The following is a 21,206-nucleotide window of genomic DNA, read 5'->3' as shown; positions in this document are numbered from 1 at the left end:
TTAGCTAATTTTGACTTCAATAGTATTAGCCTTTTCTCCATTTTATTGAAAAAGGTAGATTAAAGCCATTAGTGGTATTAATATAAACATGAAGATTAAACATCAAAAATTTTTAGAGGTAACGCTTTTGGCTTTAGCTGTTATAATGTTTTTAATAATATTATACTTACTGTAAAGCATTTTTAGAGATTGTATTTTAAAACCTCCATTTTAGGCTCTTATATAGGATTAAAGATTAAACACGATTTTAAAGAACTCGTAGAAGCACTAAATCTTAGAACAGTACAACACAGGATAGAGACCATTTTTACAAATCGTAAAATTGCTTTAATAAAAATCTAGTTGATTTTTTAACTAGTAAATAAACTAATTAAAACCAATTGTATGTTTAAACAAAAACTTAAAATGAAACCAAAAATTAAAAGAAATTGTACTTTTTCTGGTTTAGCTTTTATATTAATGTTGCTATTTTCCAGTTTTACAGTTAACAATTTAAACGCGCAAAGCGAGGTGACCGGAACTATTATGGGAGAGGATGGAATTCCTATCCCTGGTGTAAATGTGATTCAGAAAGGTACTAAAAATGGAACTGTGACAGACTTTGACGGTCGTTATTCTGTTACACTCGTTCCAGGGCAATTAGTATTAGTGTATTCATATATAGGTTATGAAACTCAAGAAGTACCAATAAAATCTAGAAAAGTTATTGATTTAACGCTTAAAGCTGAATTACAAAGCTTAGATGAAGTAGTTGTTATTGGGTATGGAGAACAGAAAAGAGCAGATGTTATTGGAGCAGTTGGGTCTGTAGATTCCGAAGAGTTAAGTAGTGTATCTCCTGTAGATGCCTTACAAGGTATTCAGGGGCGTGTTGCTGGTGTACAGGTAACCACTAATGGTGGACCTGGTGGGGATTCTGAAATTATTATTCGTGGGATTTCTACTTTTGGTGCGGGGTCATCGCCCTTGTATGTTGTAGATGGACAACAAGTAAATGATATTACTAATATTAACCCAGCCGATATTGAAAGTATGGATATCCTAAAGGATGGAGCATCTGCAGCCATTTATGGGTCTAAATCGGCAAATGGGGTTGTATTAATAACAACTAAACAAGGTAAACCTGGTTTTCCAAAGATGACTGTAGATTATATTAGTTCTGTAAGTTTCTTAAATAATTTGGTTCCTGTGTCTAATACTAGACAATGGAATAAATTTGAGTCTTTAAGAACAGGTAGTACAGACGCTTCAGGTCAAGTAGAAGATTCTTTAGGAATTAGAAGTCAATTAGTAGTTGATGTTCAGGACGCTATAAAACAGTTAGGTGTAAAAAACCAAGTTAACTTAGCATTTAGTGGTGGTGGAGAGAAATCGAAATTCTACTGGAATACAGGATATTTGGATGAAACAGGTATTGTAAAAGGTAGTGGTTATAACAGAATTACATCTAATTTAAAAATAGACTTCGATTTAAATAAGTTTATAACCGCTGGTACGCGTATGACAGGTACGTATCAAATGCAGGACGGTATTAATGAAGGAAGTGTTTTTCGTAATTTATCTTACAGACAGCCTAATGTATTATTGGTAGATTTTGATGGCTCTTATATTAGAGAACGTTATGCAAGAAATAACCCTTTGGCTAGAGCAGAACTGCAGGTAAATGATAATAGACAGTTTAGTTCTACTATATTTAACTACATAAGTGTAAAATTGGCACCTGGATTAACGTTTAAAACTACCTTAGGATTTAATTATAGAAACCAAAAACTAAATCAATTTAACCCTCAAGAAACGGTTAATATAGATAATGGTAAGATAAATGGTAGAGAAAGAGTAAATACGTTTTACGATTTTCAAAACGAAAACTTTTTTAACTATAACAAAACCTTTAATGATAAGCATACTGTTACTGGCTTAGCAGGTTTTTCAATTCAAAGATGGTGGTATGAATACTCAGACTTAAATGCCATCGAATTTAATAACGATTATATCCAAACATTTAATAATGTTAAAGAATATAATTTAAACACTACAGGAACAGATGCAACCACGCATGCATTGTCTTCCTTATATGCTAGAATTGGTTACGATTATAAAAGCAAATATTTAATAACAGCATCTATTCGTAGAGATGGTTCTTCTCGATTTGGTGAAAATCGTATTTGGGGAAATTTTCCAGCTATTCAGTTAGGATGGAAAATATCAGAAGAAAATTTTATGAAATCCTTAGGTTTTATAAACCTTTTAAAATTACGTGCTAGTTATGCCATTACAGGTAACGAGCGTATAGGAGATTTTGAAAGTATAGCCTTATATAATCCAGGGTTTTTCTATAATTCAGTTAACGGATTTGCTCCTGTACAATTGGGCAATGGAGATTTAGGATGGGAAGAAACAGCACAACAAAACTATGGTATAGATTTATCTTTATTTAAAAGAAGATTAAATGTGTCCGTAGACCGTTATGTTAAAACCACAGACGATTTATTATATAATGTACCTATTCCACAAGAAACAGGTTTTTCAAATATAAGAGCTAACATTGGATCTGTAGAAAATAGAGGTTGGGAAGTTAGTATTGCAGCAAAACCAATTAGAAATGAGCGTTTTACTTGGACAACTAGTTTTAATTTCTCATATAATGAAAACGAAGTATTAGAATTAGCTGATGAAGACGGATTTGAAACAGGCGGATACCTAATAGAAGAAGGTGAATCATTAGGAAATATGTATGGTTATAAAAATCTAGGTGTATTTCAGTACGACGAGTCTAATGCATTTACACCAGATGGTATACGTTTAACTCCAAATTTTGATGCTAACCAGAATTTTGTCAATTACACCTTAAATGGTCAAGCTTATAACGGAGATATTGAAAGACTAAAATTTGCTAATAAAGTTTTAAGAGGTGGAGATATTATCTTTCAAGACCAAAATGGAGATTTTAATATAGATGCAGCAAATGATAGAACAATAATAGGAAATGGACTGTCTGATTTTGCAGGTGGTTTTTCTAATAGGTTCGATTATAATGGATTCTTCTTTTCTTTCTTGTTTAACTACAATTTTGGGAACGATATTTATAGAGATTACGACCACATAAGAGATAAAGCTAGTAATGCAGTATATGCGCCTTCTCCAGATAGAATTGATGGTGCGTGGGTTAATCCTGGCGATATCACAAAATATCCAAGTTTAGAAGTTAGTCGTGCTAATAACCGTAGTGGATACGAATCTAATTATGTGAGTAGCGCAGATTTTATCTCGCTTAGAAATATCCAACTAGGGTATAGCTTTAATCCAGATACCTTAAATAAATTAGGATTTATTAATAGACTGTCCTTAAATGCTAGTATTAATAATGTATTTATGTTTACTAATTATGAAGGTTATAATCCAGAATTAGGTAATAGAGGTAATGCGTTAGAACCGGGTTGGGATAGTTTACGTTACCCAAATCAAACAGAGATAGTGATTGGCTTAAACGTAGAATTTTAGTAGTGTTATAAAATTTTAAAAATTAAGAAATGAAAAAATTTAAAAATATATCTATCACATTTTTAATACTTATTAGCTTAGGTGTTTTAAATTCATGCGAAAGCGTTTTAGAGGTTGAGCCTGAAAGTTCAATATCTGATGAGCAATTTTGGAAAACTAACGAGGATGCTAAATTAGGTTTAGCGGCGGCGTACGATGCGTTACAAAAAGCGTATAGAACTAAAAGGTTTTATTGGGGAGAGTTCCGAGCAGATAATTATGTGAATTCTGAAAAACCTCAACCAGACACGCAAGATTTAATAAATAATAATCTTACACCAGAATCTTCTACAGAATATTTACAATGGGATGAATTTTATTCTCTAATCTTTAGAGCGAATTTAGCCATAGAAAAAATTCCTGAAATACCTTATTATGATACTCAGTATTTAGGAGAAGCTTACGCACTAAGAGCCTTTGCTTATTTCGATGCTTACCGCGTATGGGGTGGAGTACCATTATTTACAAAAGCTGAACTTACTTTTTCAGATGATGCTATAAAACCGAGATCTTCTGCTCAAGAGGTTTTAGATCTAGTATTATCTGATATTGAAGAGGCTGAAAAAAATTTAACAGTAGTATCTAGCGATTATACATTTTCAAAACTGAGCTTGTTAGCATTTAAAGCACAGGTTCATATGTATCTTAATGAATATGAAGCTGCCAATACAGCATTAACATCTTTAATCGCTAGTAATCAATTTTCGTTAACCACCAATAGAAAACAATGGAGAGACCTATTCTTAAATGATGAAATAAACTACCCAGGAGAAGGTCAAGAAGGTCCAGAACTCATTATGTCTATACGATATGATTTTGAAGAGGATGGTAATAGAGCATCTGGAATTTATCAAGTGTTCTTTCCGGGAGTACCTTCTTATTATGTAGCCCCTAATTTGGTTGAAGAGTGGGAAACTAAATTCCCAACAGATTCTACCGCATGGGCAACTAAATATCCAAATGTGCCTCCTCATGTATTTGAAGAAAATGAAGATACAGGAGAACTAAATGCGAAGTATGGAGATTACAGATACTACGAGTCTATTGCAGCGCCGGGAACACAAGAAGAAGATCTTAGAATTTCTAAATACCATAAAGTTAATATTAGTCCAAGCATAGATGACACTAATATTATTCTATTTAGATATGCCGATATGTTACTTCTTAAGGCAGAGGCTTTAAATCAATTAGGCCAGCCTACAGAAGCTATAGAATTAGTTAACCAAATAAGAGAAGCTAGGGAGTTACCTCTAGTAAATTCTGGAACTATTCCAGATGTGGTGAATATTAATGATAAAGACGAATTAGAAGACTTTATTTTATCTGAAAGACGATTAGAATTATTAGCAGAAGGCTATAGATGGTGGGATTTAGTAAGAACAAATAAAGCAGTAGAAGTTATGGGGCCAATTAATGGATTAACACAGGATAGAATAATATGGCCACTTTGGTTTAGACATTTAATAGATAACCCTAAGTTAGAACAAAATGTACCATACTAATAATGTAATGTTTTATCAAAAAAAATAAATAGAAATGAAAACATATAATATTAATAAAAGAATTAATACCCTGTTACTGTTAGTTATAACTATGCTCTCATTTTCAGGATGTGATTTAGAACCTCAAGAAAAATTTAGATTCGATCCAGAAGTAGACCCTCAATTTACTTTTGGTTCTATGACAACATGGGAATGGCTGCAAACTAACCCTAATGATGAATTTGGTTTCATGATCGAGGCCATTAAGCAAACAGGATTACAGGATATGTATAATTCTAAAACAGAAACGTATACATTTTTCTTAATGAAAGATCCAAATTGGACTAATAACGGACCTGGATTCTTTTCACGAGAATTTAATTTAAAGAATACAGCAGATAGAGACCCTAAAGAAGTGTTTGAAGATCCAGCAGTAGATCTAGATATTGTTCGTAATTATTTATTGTATCTAACGTTACCTATATACGTTGATCAAGGTCCAGATCACTTGAAAACATTGGATCTACCTTACACCTTCGAAACATTATCTGAAGATGTTAATAATCAAATAATGACTATTGCTCGTGATTGGAATTATGTGATGCAAATTAATGATTCACCAGACTTGCCTACAGGTAATCTTGGAAAAATTAATGTTCCTGTTGGATATCATAATTATATATTTTCTAACGGTAATAGTGTAGCTCACATATTCGGTTTAAACAATAATGGTAAAATGGCCAGACGATATAAGTTTGGAGAGCCAAAAATGGACTTCTAGTCGGCATAGCTATAAAATTTAATGGGTTAAAATAAATTCACTCTACATCTAAACCATATTAGAGATGTAGGGTGATTTAATGCTATTCTTATAACTAAATATTTAGTGCTTATCGCACTTCTAAGAATTAATAAAAGTATAATTAAATGATAAAATATAAAGCTATAATTAACCTTGTATTTATTGCTGTATTTTTTAACAATGCAATGTCTCAAACTGTAAAAAAAGAGAAACCAAATATCATTTTCATTTTAACAGACGATCAGCGTTTTGATGCTATAGGTTATGCTGGTAACAAATTTGTTAATACACCAGAAATGGACAAATTGGCCCAACAAGGGACCTATTTTGATCATGCTATTGTAACCACGCCTATTTGTGCTGCAAGTCGTGCGTCTTTATGGACTGGTTTACACGAAAGATCTCATAATTTTAACTTTCAAACAGGTAATGTTAGAGAAGAATACATGAATAATGCCTATCCAAAATTATTAAAGAATAATGGATATTATACAGGGTTTTATGGTAAATATGGTGTGCGATATGATAACCTTGAGAGTCAATTTGATGAATTTGAGTCTTATGACAGGAATAATAGATATAAAGACAAAAGAGGCTATTACTATAAGACTATTAATAACGATACTGTACATTTAACGCGTTATACTGGGCAACAAGCCATAGACTTTATAGATAAGAATGCTACTAACACACAACCATTTATGTTATCTTTAAGCTTTAGTGCTCCGCATGCTCATGATGGGGCTCCAGAGCAATATTTTTGGCAAACCACAACAGATGCTTTACTTCAAGATACTACACTTCCAGGTCCAGACTTAGCAGACGAAAAATACTTTTTAGCACAACCGCAAGCTGTTCGAGATGGGTTTAATAGGTTACGATGGACATGGCGTTACGACGACCCTGAAAAATATCAACACAGTTTAAAAGGATATTACAGAATGATTTCTGGAATAGATCTAGAAATAAAGAAAATTCGTGATAAATTAAAAGAAAAAGGTGTAGACAAAAACACCGTAATTATTGTAATGGGAGACAATGGTTACTTTTTAGGTGAACGCCAATTAGCCGGAAAATGGTTAATGTACGATAACTCTATTCGCGTACCATTAATTGTTTTTGATCCTCGTGTAAATAAACATCAAGATATATCCGAAATGGTGTTAAATATCGATGTAACACAAACCATAGCAGATTTAGCAGGAGTAAAAGCTCCAGAATCTTGGCAAGGTAAAAGCTTGCTACCTCTAGTAAAGCAAGAGACCAGTACCATTAGCAGAGACACAATTCTTATAGAGCATTTATGGGATTTTGAAAATATACCTCCAAGTGAAGGTGTCCGAACTGAAGAATGGAAATACTTTCGTTATGTAAATGACAAAACGATAGAAGAGTTATATAACATCAAAAAAGATCCTAAAGAAATTAATAATTTAATAGGAAAGAAAAAATACCAGAATGTCGCTAAGGCACTTCGCGAAAAACTAGATGAGTTAATCGCAAAAAATAGTGATGAGTTTAGAGCTGGACCGTCTGATTTAACTGTTGAACTTATTAGACAGCCTGAATCTGAAGTTAAAATTTTCGATCTTAAACCAGAGTTTGGTTGGACCGTTCCGTTGAGCTCTAAATACCAATCGGCATATCAGTTATTAGTGGCTTCTAGCGAAACGATAATTAATGCCAATAATGGCGATGTTTGGGATAGTGGCCAAGTGCGATCTTCGCAATCTACTAATGTGGATTTTGGAGGAAAACCATTAAAAATAGGTGAAACGTACTATTGGAAAGTAAGAATTTGGGATGAAGAAAACCGATTGGTAGACTATTCTAAAGCACAAAAATTCACAATAGGCGAAAGTGATAACTATATTATTTCTACCGAAAATAAATTTGTAACAGATAAGATTAAGCCTTCAAAATTTGAGAATAGAGATGGTGTGTATTTTATAGATTTCGGAAAAGCTGCATTTGCAACAATGGAGTTTAATTATCAAGCCAAAACACCACATACCTTAACTATTAGAGTAGGTGAAATGATCGATGAGAACGGCAACGTAAACAGAACACCACCAGCAAAAAGTAACATTCGTTATCAGGAGTTGAAGGTGGAGGTTAAACCTGGCCAAACTAGATATAGAATTCCTATACAAACAGACGAGAGAAATACAAGACCTAACAAGGCTATTCCGTTGCCAAAAGGATTTCCTCCTTTGTTACCTTTTAGATATGCAGAAATTGAAGGCGCACAATCTTCTATTAATGCTAACGATGTAGAACAATTAGCGTATCATACGTTTTGGGACGAAAAAGCGAGTAGTTTTAAAAGCGATAATAATATTTTAAATCAAGTTTGGGATTTAAGCAAATATTCCATTAAAGCCACAACTTTTAATGGGCTGTATGTAGATGGCGATAGAGAACGTATTCCTTACGAAGCTGATGCTTATCTTAATCAATTAAGTCATTATACAACAGACAGGGAATATGCAATGGCTCGCAGAACTATCGAGTATTTCATGAAAAACCCTACATGGCCAACAGAATGGCAGCAACATGTAGCATTGTTACTTTATGCAGATTATATGTATACAGGAAATACCGAGTTGGTTGAGCGTTATTATGAAGCCCTAAAACATAAATCCCTATACGAGCTTTCTAATGAAGATGGGCTTATAACTTCTACGAAAGTAGATGCCGAGTTTATGAAAAAATTGGGCTTCCCCGAAGGATACAAAAAGCCTTTAACAGATATTGTAGACTGGCCAGGGGCTAATTTCAATGGAAGCAAAACGCCCGGCGAACGTGACGGATTTGTATTTCAGCCCTATAATACGGTAATAAATTCGTTCTTCTACGAGAATATGAAAATCATGGCGCAATTTGCAAAAATCTTAGGGAAAACCGATGAGGTTTTAGATTTCGAACTTAGAGCAGCCAAAGCTAAAAAAGCTGTGAACGAGCAAATGTTCGATAAAAAACGTGGTATTTATGTTGATGGCATTGGAACCGATCATGCTTCACTACATGCTAATATGATGCCTTTAGCCTTTGGTTTGGTCCCTCAAGAACATGTAGATACTGTAGTAGAATTTGTAAAATCTCGTGGAATGGCCTGTAGTGTTTATGGTGCACAATTCTTATTGGATGGATTATACAATGTGGGGGAAGCAGATTATGCACTCGATTTATTAGCAAGTACCTCAGAAAGAAGTTGGTATAATATGATTCGTATAGGCTCTACCATTACTCTAGAAGCTTGGGATAATAAGTATAAAAACAATCTCGATTGGAATCATGCGTGGGGAGCAGTGCCTGCAAATGCAATCCCTAGAGGCTTATGGGGAATTAAACCTAAAACGGCAGGATTTGGTATAGCAAGTATAAAACCACAAATGGGTAAACTTAAGTCTAGCCAAATTACCGTGCCTACCGTACGTGGTGCAATACATGCAACATTTACACATAATGGACCTAGATCACAAACTTATGAAATTGAAATTCCAGGTAACATGGTGGCAGAATTTTCTTTAGATGACATCGATGGAAAGGATTTAATTCATAACGGACAGAAAGTACCCGCTGCTTTTGGAGCCGTGCAATTGTCGCCAGGTAAACATATTATTGAATTAAAAATTAACTCATTTTAATGCAGTTAAAATAAAGCAGTCTATCAAAATTATTGAATGAGGAGATCTTCGAATCCACTGTTTTTAATTATAGAACGATTAAAACAAAGCAATAACCTTTTAGAAATACAATGGAGAGTAGGATAAATTGGGGAATTATAGGTTGTGGCAATGTCGCAGAGGTTAAAAGCGGACCGGCTTTTTATAAAACTGAAAACTCAACTTTAGTGGCAGTAATGCGCAGAAATGAAGACAAAGTAATAGATTTTGCTAATCGACATGGTGTTGCAAACTGGACTACTAATGCTGAGGCGTTAATACAAAATGACTTGATAAACGCCGTATATATAGCTACACCACCTTCATCGCATTTACAATATGCGCTTCGAGCCATAAATGTTGGTAAAAATGTGTATTTAGAAAAACCAATGGTACTAAACAACCACGAAGCAAATATACTTGTAGAAGCGGTTAAAAGGAGTAATGTAAAAGTTACTGTAGCGCATTATAGACGAGAGTTGCCAGTATATTTAAAAATTAAAGAACTATTAGATTCCAACGTTATTGGGAACGTAATATCGGCCGAAATACAAATAAAACAAACCCGAAATACGAATTTAATTGCTAAAACAGAAGTGAACTGGAGAACTATTCCTGAAATTTCTGGAGGTGGATATTTTCATGATATAGCGCCTCATCAAATCGATTTGATGTGTCATTATTTTGGTGAGGTAGAAAACATAAAGAAAGGAAGCTGTAAAGAAAATCAAGTTTCTCATCAAGACGTAAGTGGTGAGGTTTTATTTAAAAACGGCGTACAATTTTCAGGGACTTGGAATTTCAATGCTTTAGAAGATAAAGACGAATGCACAATTAAAGGTGAAAGGGGCAGTATTTCATTTTCGTTTTATACTAGTACAATAACCGTTTCTAAAAACGGACTAATTGAAAGTTACCATTATGAAAACCCAGAGCATGTGCAACAACCCATGATAGAAAAAACTGTTGGTTATTTTTTAGCACATAATTCAAATCCTTGCTCTGTGGAAGAAGCAGCCATGGTGACCCACATTATGGATGTTTTTTGTGGAACGTAACAGTTAAGACAGTTAAAAAAAATAAACGAATTAATTTAGATGAAAAAATTACTATTTACATTTTTAGTATCAACTGGCACGATATTCTTTTCTTGTCAACGAACCTATACCCAGTCAAAAGATTATAAAAACGCAAGCCTAACCATTGAAGAGCGTGTTGATGCATTATTACCTAAAATGTCTCTAGAAGAAAAAGTTGCTCAAATGCGAATTTTTCATGCTAATATTGGAGTAGAAGCAGAAGGCAATGGTAACTTAAAATTATCTGATAAGGTAATTGAAAAACTAAAATTAGGAATAGCAGGAATTAAAAACCCGGGGGAACACATGGACCCTGTTGCTGCGGCAAAATTTAATAACGATCTTCAAAAATATATTATAGAAAACAACCGTTGGGGTATTCCAGCATTATTTGTAACCGAATCTTATAATGGAGTGGACGCTGCAGGAAGTACACGTTTTGGACGCCCTTTAACATCGGCAGCGTCATTTAACCCGCAACTTGTAAACCGTATTTGGGATGTAGTTGGTAGAGAAGCTAGATTAAGAGGGATGCACATGTGTCATTCACCTGAAGCCGATTTGGTACGAGATCCGCGTTTTGGTAGAATGAGTGAAGCTTTTGGTGAAGATACATATTTAACAACCCAAATGGTTGTAAACGCTATTAATGGAGTTCAAGGAAATTACGATGGCTTAGGAAATGGAACACATATTGGAGCGGTCGCAAAACACTTCGCGGGTTACGGACAAGTTTTGGGAGGTTCTAATTTTGCCGCTATTGAAATTTCTCCAAGAACACTAATAGATGAAATTTATCCACCCTTTGAAGCGGCTGTAAAAGAGGCTAAAACACTTGGTATTATGGCATCTCATGGTGATATCAATGGTGTTGCTAGTCACGGGAATCCGGAATTATTAACCGGTGTGTTGAGAGATCAATGGGGGTTTAAAGGTTATGTGGTTTCAGATTCTAATGATATAGCGCGTTTATTTTATTTTATGAATGTGGCCGAATCTCCAGAAGAGGCTGCGCAAATGGGGCTAGAAGCTGGAATAGATATCGATTTGTATGCCGAAGATTCGTATGCCTACTTGCCAGAAATGGTAAAGAAAAATCCAAACTTAGAGAAATTAATTGATCGCTCGGTTAGACGTGTGCTGCGTACAAAATTTATTTTAGGTCTTTTTGATAATCCATATATCGATATAGAAGAAGTTAAAAAAGGTGTGCGTGCTAATTCTTCATTAACATTGGCTAAAGAATCCGATTTAGAATCTATTATTCTTCTAAAAAATGAAAATAAAATCTTACCATTAAATAAAAATAAAACAACTAAAATAGCTCTTTTAGGGCCGTTAGTTAAGGACGATACCAAATCAATGTTTGAGACTGTAGCTTCAAAACATATTTCTTTCGTAGCAGAAAAGGGATTTCATTTAACCGATGAAAAAGGTGGCGCACCCAAACTCCTAGAACGCGACGAAAATGCCATTTCTAAAATGGTAAATATGGCTAAAAATTCTGATCTATCAATTTTATTTTTAGGAGGTGACGAGTTTACATCTAAAGAAGCTTTTTTTAATAATGCTTTAGGAGATCGCGCAACTATAGAGCCTGTAGGCGCTCAAGACGAGCTTATAGAAAAAATAAAAGCTTTAGGGAAACCTGTTATTGTGGTTTTAAAGCACCGCAGAACCTTGGCCATTAATACGATTTCAGAACAAGCAGATGCCATTTTAGATACGTGGGATTTAAGTGAGTTTGGAGATGAATCTACAGCTAGAATTATATTTGGAGAAGTATCGCCATCGGGTAAACTTCCGGTTACTGTGCCAAGATCTATAGGTCAAATTCCTTTTCATTATAGTATGAAAGAAATCAATTATAAGAAAGGCTATCTATTTATGGAAGATGGTCCGCTTTATCCATTTGGTTATGGTTTAAGTTATAGCAATTTTGAATATTCAGATATAAAAAAATCTAATTCAGAAATGACAAAAGATTCAGAAATAGAAGTTAGCGTCACTATTAAAAATACAGGGAATGTTAAGGCAAAAGAAGTTGTCCAAATGTATATTAAAGATGTAAAAGGGTCTGTTATTAGACCAGATAAGGAACTTAAAGGTTTCGAGAAAATTTCACTTAACCCTGGCGAAAGCAAAAAAGTGTCCTTTAAAATTACTCCCGAAATGTTAAAGTTTACAGGCCTTAAAATGGAAAAAGTACTGGAGTCTGGAGAATATACCGTAATGATTGGAACCTCTTCTGTAGATTATAAAAAAACTTCATTTCAATTAAAAAAATAAACTAATATGAAAAACCAAGCATTAAAAATATTGACTTTATGTGTGTTAGTTGGTAGCGCGATGTCATTGAAATTATATGCTCAAAAAGGGCTAAACCATTCAGAAATTGAAGCTAAAATGATTAAGGCTTTAGAATGGCAAGAGGCACACCCTATTTTCGCTTTAGCGCCAACAGATTGGACAGAGGGAGCTTATTACATAGGTGTATCAAGAGCTCATAAGACCACTCAGGATATGATGTATATGGCCGCCTTAAAAAACCAAGCGTATTGGAATAATTGGCAAACCTATTCTAGATTACATCACGCCGATGATGTGGCAATATCGTATAGCTATATTTATATTGGTATGAACGATAAACGTCCTGGCTTTGTAAACTTAGAGCCGACTAAAAAGTTTTTAGATGCTCACTTACACGAGGATGATGAATGGAAGGCCGGAACAGATAAAAGTGCCTCTGGAAAAACCATTTTATGGTGGTGGTGCGATGCCTTATTTATGGCTCCTCCTGTATTAAATCTATATGCTAAGCATACAAACCAGCCTAAGTATCGAGATGAAATGCATAAGTATTACATGGAAACTTATAATCAGTTATACGATAAAGAAGAACGTTTGTTTGCAAGAGATATGCGTTTTGTTTGGAAGGGAACAGAAAAAGATTTAAAAGAACCAAATGATAAAAAAATATTTTGGTCTAGGGGAAATGGTTGGGTTTTAGGTGGTTTAGCACTTTTGTTAGATGATATGCCTAATGATTATAAACACCGCACGTTTTATGAAAATTTATTTAAGGATATGGCTTCAAGAATTTTAGAACTTCAACCTAAAGATGGTTTATGGCGAACTAGTTTATTAAGTCCAGAAACCTATGATCATGGAGAAGTAAGTGGTAGTGGGTTCTACACATTTGCCTTAGCTTGGGGAGTAAATAATGGCTTGTTAGACAGAAATAAATATGAACCGGCTGTAAAAAAAGCATGGAAGGCATTAGCCGATTGCCAACATGAAGATGGTCGTGTAGGATGGGTTCAAAATATAGGAGCTTCGCCAGAACCAGCATCGGCAGATAGTTGGCAAAATTTTGGTACAGGAGCCTTTTTAATGGCAGGTAGTGAAGTTTTAAAACTGGAAGAGTAACACCTAATAGAAATAAAAGAGATGCTTTTTTTACGATTTAAATTTTTTAATAATAGGTTACTCTTTGTCAGTGTCTTATGCTTTGTAATATGTGTTAGTTGTAAAAGAGAACATAAAGAAATTAAAATAAAAGGTGAAAAAGCAACGGAATTAAAGTTACCAGAACGCCCCAATATCTTATGGTTAGTTACTGAAGATATGGGGGCTTATATTCCACCTTTTGGAGATTCGACTGTAGTAACGCCACATTTAAGTAAGTTAGCAAAGGAAGGCGTTATTTATCCTAATTTATATTCTACATCGGGTGTATGTGCACCAAGTCGAGCTGCTATCGCAACAGGTATGTATCCTTCGAGTATTGGTGCTAATCATATGCGAACAAATAGTTTTACTAAAGAAAGAGGTCTTCCTGCGTACGAAGCGGTTCCGCCGTCTAATGTTAGAATGCTTAGTGAATGGTTACGGAAAGCCGGGTATTATTGTACAAATAATTATAAAACCGATTATCAATTTAAAGCCCCAGTAACGGCTTGGGATGAAAGTAGTCCTTATGCACATTGGAGAAATAGAAATGATGATCAACCGTTTTTTGCTGTATTTAATTTTACCGATACTCACGAATCTGGTCTTTTTGAACCTTACGGATTAAGGGAAATAGAAACACGATTATATCGTGCAGGCGACACGACTTATCAATGGAAAAATTATGGTGCTTCGCATGCTAATAACAGAATGTCTGAAGCCGAAACTCCACAATATCTATCTAAGGATACCAAATTTAATATTCCTCCTTATTTGCCAGAAACAGATCTCGTTAAACGCGATATGTGGAAATTATACAATAATATAGGCGAAATGGATAATCAAGTTGGTGCTGTGCTTCAGCAATTAGAAGACGATGGCTTATTAGAAAACACCATAATTTTCTTCTATGGAGACCATGGCGGACCATTACCTAGAGAAAAGCGATTGATTTACGACTCTGGATTAAATACTCCAATGATTATTCGTTTTCCAAATAAACTTGAGGCAGAAACAAGCGATCCTCAATTAATAAGTTTTGTAGATTTTGCACCCACTTTATTGTCTATTATAGGAGAGAAACCAAAGGAGTATATGCAAGGTCAGGCTTTCTTAGGACAGTATAAAAATAAAGAACGTAGTTATATACACGCAGCGGCAGATCGTTTTGATGCCGAGACTGATGTTATTAGAGCTGTACGAGATAAGCGTTTCAAGTATATTAGAAACTACAGACCAGAACAAGGCTATTACTTGCCAATTGATTATAGAGAGCGTATACCTACTATGCAGGAATTACTAAGACTTAAGGCAGAAGGAAAACTTAATGAAGAGCAGATGCAATGGTTTAGAGACGTGAAACCAGAAGAAGAATTATTTGATTGCAAATCAGATCCGTTCGAGTTAAAAAATCTAGCAAATAATCCAGAGTATCAGAATAAATTAGTCGAATTACGAAAAGAATTAGACAGATGGTTAACAGCTATAGGAGACGACGCTAATTTACCAGAATCGGAATTAATCAATAAATTATGGAACGGTAGTAACACGCAACCAGTTACTTCAGATCCAAAAGTCTCAATAAATAACGGAAACATAACCATAAGTTGTGATACAGAAGGAGCTTCTGTAGGATACAAAATAGTAACTGCGGGAAATAAAACGTCGAAAACATGGCACATTTATAATGGTCCCTTTAAAATGCCTTTAGGTTCTACATTAGAAATAATAGCACATCGCATTGGTTTTAAACCTAGTAAAGCGATACAGATTTCTACTTCAGATTTGTGAAAATTGTTTGTTGAAAGACTTTTTGATTTGGTAAATAAACAAATTCTTACTGAAATTCACGATTGAGGAACTTTCACTGTCATAAAATTATAAATAGTTAAAGCAATAAAATAAATCTATATATGAAAAATAAAAAGAGATTATGTCATATTTTAAAATATATAATAACTTGTTTTTTATTTGGAGTAATCTTTATAATTCCTATTCAAGCGCAAATAGTTCTGCAAACCGACTTTACAGATTCTGAGAATGCGAGGCAAAATATTGATTATCATTTCAATGTATTTAACAGAATAACACCATTAAATGGTGTAAAAATTAAAACACCACTTGGTAAACCTCGAGTATGTATCGTTAGACCTCTAGGTGGTATTGTTAAGAATGGAAAACCTGATATATCCAAAGATTCTTATAAATGGGATAAAAAATCTAAAACCTTTTATACCGATTTTACGGTATTAAAAAATCAGATTGACGGCGTTATTAACTCCGGGTATGCCATACACCAAATCGTATTAGACAATCCTTCTTGGGCATTTCAACGAAATAAAAATGGCGAGCTGGTTGCAGATTCTTTAAAAGTGTCTACTTACGGAAATGCAGAGCCACCAAAAGATTACAATGCGTGGAGTAATTATTTAAAAGATGTTTTGAAATTTTTAGTGAATACCTATGGAGAAGAATCTATGTTAAAGATTCAATTTAATATAGGTAGAGAAATCGGTACCCCATCACATTGGTCGGGAAGCAAAGAAGCGTTTTTTGAGTTTTATAAAATATCTAGTAGTGCCATTAGAGAAGTACTTCCAACAGCCAAAGTAGGAACACATTTTCTTTGGGGATCATCCAAAAATGCTTGGGGCACCGATTTTATAAAATGGAGCAAGGCTAATAATGTGCATTATGATTTTATAGGGGTGTCATTTTATCCTTTTTACAACAAACCTGATCGCACTCTTTTTAAAGAGGTATATGCTAAAGATTTTGCAGTGATAAAAGACATACCCGAATGGCATAAAAATGCTAAACTAGAAATGCATGAATATGCGTTGATAAAAAGTTTAAATAAAGCAGGGAATGCTTTTGAAAACGCGCCAAAAGCACAACAAAATTCATTTATAGTTGGGCTCATGAAAATGTTCTATGAGCATAATATGCAAAATGTTTTTCAGTGGGGGCAAGGCACCAATTTTGAGGCGGCTCAAGAAGCACTTTTTTCAATTCAAGGACAGACGTATTATACTTCTACCAAAAATGGAAAGCCATTATTAGAAACTAACGATGTGGATGCCATTTTTATTAAAGATGTCTCTAACAATATTTATAATATCATGGCATATAATTACAATGCCAATCCTAATGCAACTACAGATGAACATTTAAATCTAAAAGCCAAACTAGACGTGCCGCCTGGAACAAAAGTTAAAGTACGTTTTGCCCTTTATAATAAAGAAAAAGATACAATGTCTTGGTCCGAATGGAAAGAGGAAGCTACTCAAGGCAACGAAAAATCGAAATCTGTAATTTCTCTGAATGCAGAACTACCCGTGTTTTCTTTTTTAAAATATGAAGTTAAGGTTCAATAAAACCTATAAACATGGTATAGTTAAAGCCCACATAAAACAGGATAGACTTGTTCTTAACGTTATAGATCTTTAAATCAAATTCACCAACTAAACTATCTTTAAAATGCTAGAAAAAACTACTCTTAAAAATATTATTTTAATACACTTTCTAATGTTTTTAGCTGTAGTAACAGCTCAAACCGCGCCCGATGAAGATACATCTGCTATTACAAGATGTACTGCTGAAGGTACAAACCCTGTAAGAGAAACAGATATTCCAAACCCCGTAAATGTGGGAACTATCGATGACCGTAGTTGTTATGCTAATTATAAGGAGAGTACAGTTTATGGAAAAACTTGGGGTGTCTATAACATAACGTTTGATTCTAATGATTTTGATACCTCTTTACAACCAAGAATAGAACGTTCATTAAGCCGCTCCAGCGAAACGGGTATTGGAAGTTATGCTAGGTTAACAGGAGTTTTTAGAATTCTTGAAGTTGGAGATACTTCAGGGACCAGTCAGGATGGAACTTATCTTGCTCAAGCAAAAGGTAAGCACACAGGGGGCGGTGGTTCACCAGATCCAGCAATTTGTTTGTATTTAGCAAAACCTGTTTATGGTACAGGGGAAGATGCCGATAAACAAGTCTCGTTCGATATTTATGCAGAGCGTATTTTATATCGAGGTGGAGAAGGAGATGGAAGAGAAATTGTTTTCTTAAAGAATGTAAAGAAGGATGAAGAAACTAATTTTGAGTTAGAAGTTGGTTTCAAAGAAGATCCTAACGATGTCTCTAAAAAAATACAGTATTGTAATGCTGTCATAGGAGGAGATACTTTTAATTGGAATATTCCAGAACCAGAAAGAGGAACAGAATCGGGTATTAGATATGGAGCATATAGAGTTAAAGGAGGACGAGCTCAAATAAGGTGGGCCAATACCACCTACCAAAAGGTAGAAAACGTAGAGGTTACAAATCCAGGACCAATAGGAGATGTTTATAAATTAAAAAATGTTGCTACAGGTCAGTATTTATCAGATTCGGGAGTTAGTGCTTCAGCAGTAATTATGAGTGATTCAGGTGAAGCGCAAAATAATTATTGGACTTTTGTAGAAAGCGGGAGTTTGTTTAACATAGATAATGAAACTTTTGGCATACTGCGTGCACCAGGTGCAGGTGGTCCAGGAGGTGCTTATGTGGTAGTAAGTACAACAAAAGAAGGTCCTTCTTCTGATGGCGATAAGGTTTGGACGATACATTATAATGAATCTAACGATACATATCGATTTGAATCGGGTAGTAGTGGCAGATTTATGTATCAAGAAATAAATGGAAATGTTACTCATATCTCCGCTATGAATACCGATGATAGAAGTGTTTGGAAAGCTATTGCTGTTGAGTCTCTGAGTGTAGATGAGAACGCGATTTTAGCTTCTGATGTACGTGTATTTCCTAACCCAGCAAGCGATAGTTTTACGATTTCCTTAAAAACAATAAATCATGTTACAGTTAATATATACGATGTTTTAGGAAATACTATTTTTAAAAGTGAATTTAATGGGGATACTATACAAATAAGAAATAAAGGGCAATTCAAAGCTGGGGTTTATCTTATACAGTTAACTGATAAAAATAACAACAAGTATCATAAGAAATTGATAGTAAAATAAGATACACTGCAAAAAATAATTAACAACAGTCTGTTTATAAAACCTATAAATAGGGAAGCAAAGGAATAATCAAAATTAAATAACATCTCAAAACGTATCCATACCTTATGAAAAGACGCAACTTTATACAACTCTCATCTTTAGCAACTATAGGAATGTCTCTTCCTTCGGCTGGAATTGTAAATGCGTGCTCTAGTTTCCCCGAACAGTCTTTAGAATTCAAAAACTTAACTTCAGAGTTGTTAAAAGAGTGGTGTGATGGGATGTTAAAAGTGCAAATAAATAATCCATCTAATTTAGAGGAACATGGTGCTTTGCGATGCCCTTCTTGTTCACATATACATGGACGTTGTATGGATGCCGTTTATCCATTTTTATATATGGCAGATGTTTCAGGGGATGAAAAATATATAGAAGCGGCTAAATTAGTTATGATTTGGGCCGAGAATAACGTGTCTCAAGAAAACGGAGCCTGGACAGTTATACCAAATCCTAAATCTTGGAAAGGGATAACTATTTTTGGAGCTATAGCCTTGGCAGAGTCCTTACATTATCATAGTCATATTTTAGACGATAAAACTCTTAAAGCTTGGACCAATCGGTTAGCTAGAGCAGGTCAATATATTTACGATACTTTCACCATAGATTTTACTAATATCAATTACGGCGGAACTGCCATATATGGATTGGACATCATTGGCGATGTTTTAGGTAATGGAAATTTTAAGGAGAAAAGTAAAAAAATGGCTGAAGAGGTTCAAGCCTTTTTTACAAAAAATGACTATTTATTATATGGCGAATGTAAACCCGAAGCAGATAAGTTAAGTGCTAAAGGTTTACATGGTGTAGATTTAGGGTATAATGTAGAAGAAACCCTTAATAGTTTGGTGATGTATGCGCTTAAAAATGATGACCAAGCCTTATTACAAATAGTAACCAAATCCTTAAATAGCCATTTAGAATTTATGTTGCCCGATGGTGGATGGGATAATAGCTGGGGTAACCGAATGTATAAATGGACCTATTGGGGCAGCAGAACTTGCGATGGTAGTCAACCGGCATTTGCAATGATGGCACATATTAATCCTGCTTTTGGTACTGCAGCCGTAAAAAATACGGAGCTTTTAAAGCAATGCACAGCAAATGGATTGCTGCATGGCGGTCCGCATTATATTTCGGCAGGTATTCCGCCTTGTGTGCATCATACATTCACTCATGCCAAACCCTTGGCAGCCTTGTTAGATCATTGGAAACATTTACCAGAAATAAATAAAACTACGGCTTTACCTAGAGTAACAGCCAATGGTATAAAACACTTTAAAGATTTAGATGTATTGCTTTTTTCTCGGGGCGATTGGAGAGGAACGGTAAGTGCCTACGATGCCGAATACCATTATAAAAAAGATTATAGACAAGCAACAGGAGGAAGTTTAGGCATCCTGTATCATAATAAAGTAGGTTTGTTATGTGCGGCTAGTATGGCCGTTTACAATATGGTAGAACCCTACAATCAGCAGCCTCAACCAGGTAAGGATATTGCCTTAACGCCCCGAATAGAAACATTTAAAGAGGACCAGTGGTACACGAATCTTTATGATTTAACGGCTAATCTAGAGGCAATAGACACTAAAGAGGTTATTAATTTAGCTTCTGTTGTTAAACTAAAAAATGAGTCTAGAAAAATGGTTTCGGGTACGGCTTCAGAATTTCATTTAACATACAGTTGTGCAAAAGAAGGACTGACTATAAAAGTTTCAACACAACAAGATATTTTGGAGCCTACAGCGTTTGTGTTACCAATAGCATCTCCGGAAAAAGAGAAAGTAGAGTTTGTAAATGAACATGAAATCAAGATTAGTAAACCAGGAGGAGTAGTTACTATAAAAGCCAATGTGCCTTTAAAACTTAAAGAATATTCTGGAACTAGAACGTTTAACATGGTTCCTGGATTAGAAGCTTTACCTATAGAACTATTTTTTGAAACACATATAAAAGAATTGGTGCTAATTGTTTCTGTAGTTTAATATCTAATTTAGACTAGTTGTTAGTGAACGTTAATTATCCTTAATAACCTATTCATTTAATTAATTTTTATAACTATATCATTTTCTCCAAAAACTAGATGTTATTGTTTAAAACGTTTCAATTTTTGTCC

General features: G+C 34.4%; 11 protein-coding genes. All 11 read left to right on the top strand.

All coding sequences use genetic code 11. From position 1 onward, the window contains the following. Positions 1 to 405: 405 nt before the first annotated feature. A complete protein-coding gene (locus tag BN863_RS11105; protein ID WP_158409001.1) occupies positions 406 to 3,501 on the top strand; it encodes a SusC/RagA family TonB-linked outer membrane protein in 3,096 nt (1,031 codons plus the stop codon). Positions 3,502 to 3,530: 29 nt separating this feature from the next. Beyond that, a complete protein-coding gene (locus tag BN863_RS11100) occupies positions 3,531 to 5,042 on the top strand; it encodes a RagB/SusD family nutrient uptake outer membrane protein (protein ID WP_038530552.1) in 1,512 nt (503 codons plus the stop codon). 91 nt (positions 5,043 to 5,133) lie between these two features. Then, positions 5,134 to 5,802, top strand: coding sequence for a hypothetical protein (locus tag BN863_RS11095; protein ID WP_148304606.1), 669 nt, complete (start codon positions 5,134 to 5,136; stop codon positions 5,800 to 5,802). A gap of 146 nt (positions 5,803 to 5,948) precedes the next feature. After that, positions 5,949 to 9,473 carry a sulfatase-like hydrolase/transferase gene (locus tag BN863_RS11090; protein ID WP_038530548.1) on the top strand — a complete coding sequence of 1,175 codons (3,525 nt, stop codon included), beginning with the start codon at positions 5,949 to 5,951 and terminating at the stop codon, positions 9,471 to 9,473. A 110-nt stretch (positions 9,474 to 9,583) separates the two neighbouring features. After that, positions 9,584 to 10,549, top strand: a complete 966-nt coding sequence (locus BN863_RS11085; RefSeq protein WP_038530545.1) for a Gfo/Idh/MocA family protein — start codon at positions 9,584 to 9,586, stop codon at positions 10,547 to 10,549. A gap of 39 nt (positions 10,550 to 10,588) precedes the next feature. Then, the gene (locus BN863_RS11080) at positions 10,589 to 12,859 is read left to right on the top strand and encodes a glycoside hydrolase family 3 N-terminal domain-containing protein (RefSeq protein WP_038530543.1); all 2,271 of its coding nucleotides are present in this window, start codon (positions 10,589 to 10,591) and stop codon (positions 12,857 to 12,859) included. 6 nt (positions 12,860 to 12,865) lie between these two features. Next, positions 12,866 to 13,999, top strand: coding sequence for a glycoside hydrolase family 88/105 protein (locus tag BN863_RS11075; RefSeq protein ID WP_038530539.1), 1,134 nt, complete (start codon positions 12,866 to 12,868; stop codon positions 13,997 to 13,999). Between the two features lie 21 nt (positions 14,000 to 14,020). Beyond that, the gene (locus BN863_RS11070) at positions 14,021 to 15,811 is read left to right on the top strand and encodes a sulfatase family protein (protein WP_051774719.1); all 1,791 of its coding nucleotides are present in this window, start codon (positions 14,021 to 14,023) and stop codon (positions 15,809 to 15,811) included. Positions 15,812 to 15,933: 122 nt separating this feature from the next. Further along, positions 15,934 to 17,397 carry an alpha-1,4-L-rhamnosidase gene (locus BN863_RS11065; protein WP_038530534.1) on the top strand — a complete coding sequence of 488 codons (1,464 nt, stop codon included), beginning with the start codon at positions 15,934 to 15,936 and terminating at the stop codon, positions 17,395 to 17,397. A gap of 103 nt (positions 17,398 to 17,500) precedes the next feature. Next, positions 17,501 to 19,051, top strand: a complete 1,551-nt coding sequence (locus tag BN863_RS11060; protein WP_038530530.1) for an endo-acting ulvan lyase — start codon at positions 17,501 to 17,503, stop codon at positions 19,049 to 19,051. Positions 19,052 to 19,158: 107 nt separating this feature from the next. Next, the gene (locus tag BN863_RS11055) at positions 19,159 to 21,075 is read left to right on the top strand and encodes a hypothetical protein (RefSeq protein WP_038530528.1); all 1,917 of its coding nucleotides are present in this window, start codon (positions 19,159 to 19,161) and stop codon (positions 21,073 to 21,075) included. Positions 21,076 to 21,206 lie beyond the last annotated feature (131 nt).

The organism is Formosa agariphila KMM 3901, from assembly GCF_000723205.1.
GTDB lineage: Bacteria > Bacteroidota > Bacteroidia > Flavobacteriales > Flavobacteriaceae > Formosa > Formosa agariphila.
Note: the sequence above shows the minus strand (reverse complement) of the source record. Positions and strands in the feature narration are given on the sequence as shown.

Coding starts and splice junctions, on each gene's coding strand:
- BN863_RS11085 (WP_038530545.1), top strand. CDS start 9,584: ATGGAGAGTAGGATAAATTGGGGAATTATAGGTTGTGGCAATGTCGCA.
- BN863_RS11070 (WP_051774719.1), top strand. CDS start 14,021: ATGCTTTTTTTACGATTTAAATTTTTTAATAATAGGTTACTCTTTGTC.
- BN863_RS11095 (WP_148304606.1), top strand. CDS start 5,134: ATGCTCTCATTTTCAGGATGTGATTTAGAACCTCAAGAAAAATTTAGA.
- BN863_RS11065 (WP_038530534.1), top strand. CDS start 15,934: ATGAAAAATAAAAAGAGATTATGTCATATTTTAAAATATATAATAACT.
- BN863_RS11080 (WP_038530543.1), top strand. CDS start 10,589: ATGAAAAAATTACTATTTACATTTTTAGTATCAACTGGCACGATATTC.
- BN863_RS11075 (WP_038530539.1), top strand. CDS start 12,866: ATGAAAAACCAAGCATTAAAAATATTGACTTTATGTGTGTTAGTTGGT.
- BN863_RS11060 (WP_038530530.1), top strand. CDS start 17,501: ATGCTAGAAAAAACTACTCTTAAAAATATTATTTTAATACACTTTCTA.
- BN863_RS11100 (WP_038530552.1), top strand. CDS start 3,531: ATGAAAAAATTTAAAAATATATCTATCACATTTTTAATACTTATTAGC.
- BN863_RS11055 (WP_038530528.1), top strand. CDS start 19,159: ATGAAAAGACGCAACTTTATACAACTCTCATCTTTAGCAACTATAGGA.
- BN863_RS11090 (WP_038530548.1), top strand. CDS start 5,949: ATGATAAAATATAAAGCTATAATTAACCTTGTATTTATTGCTGTATTT.
- BN863_RS11105 (WP_158409001.1), top strand. CDS start 406: ATGAAACCAAAAATTAAAAGAAATTGTACTTTTTCTGGTTTAGCTTTT.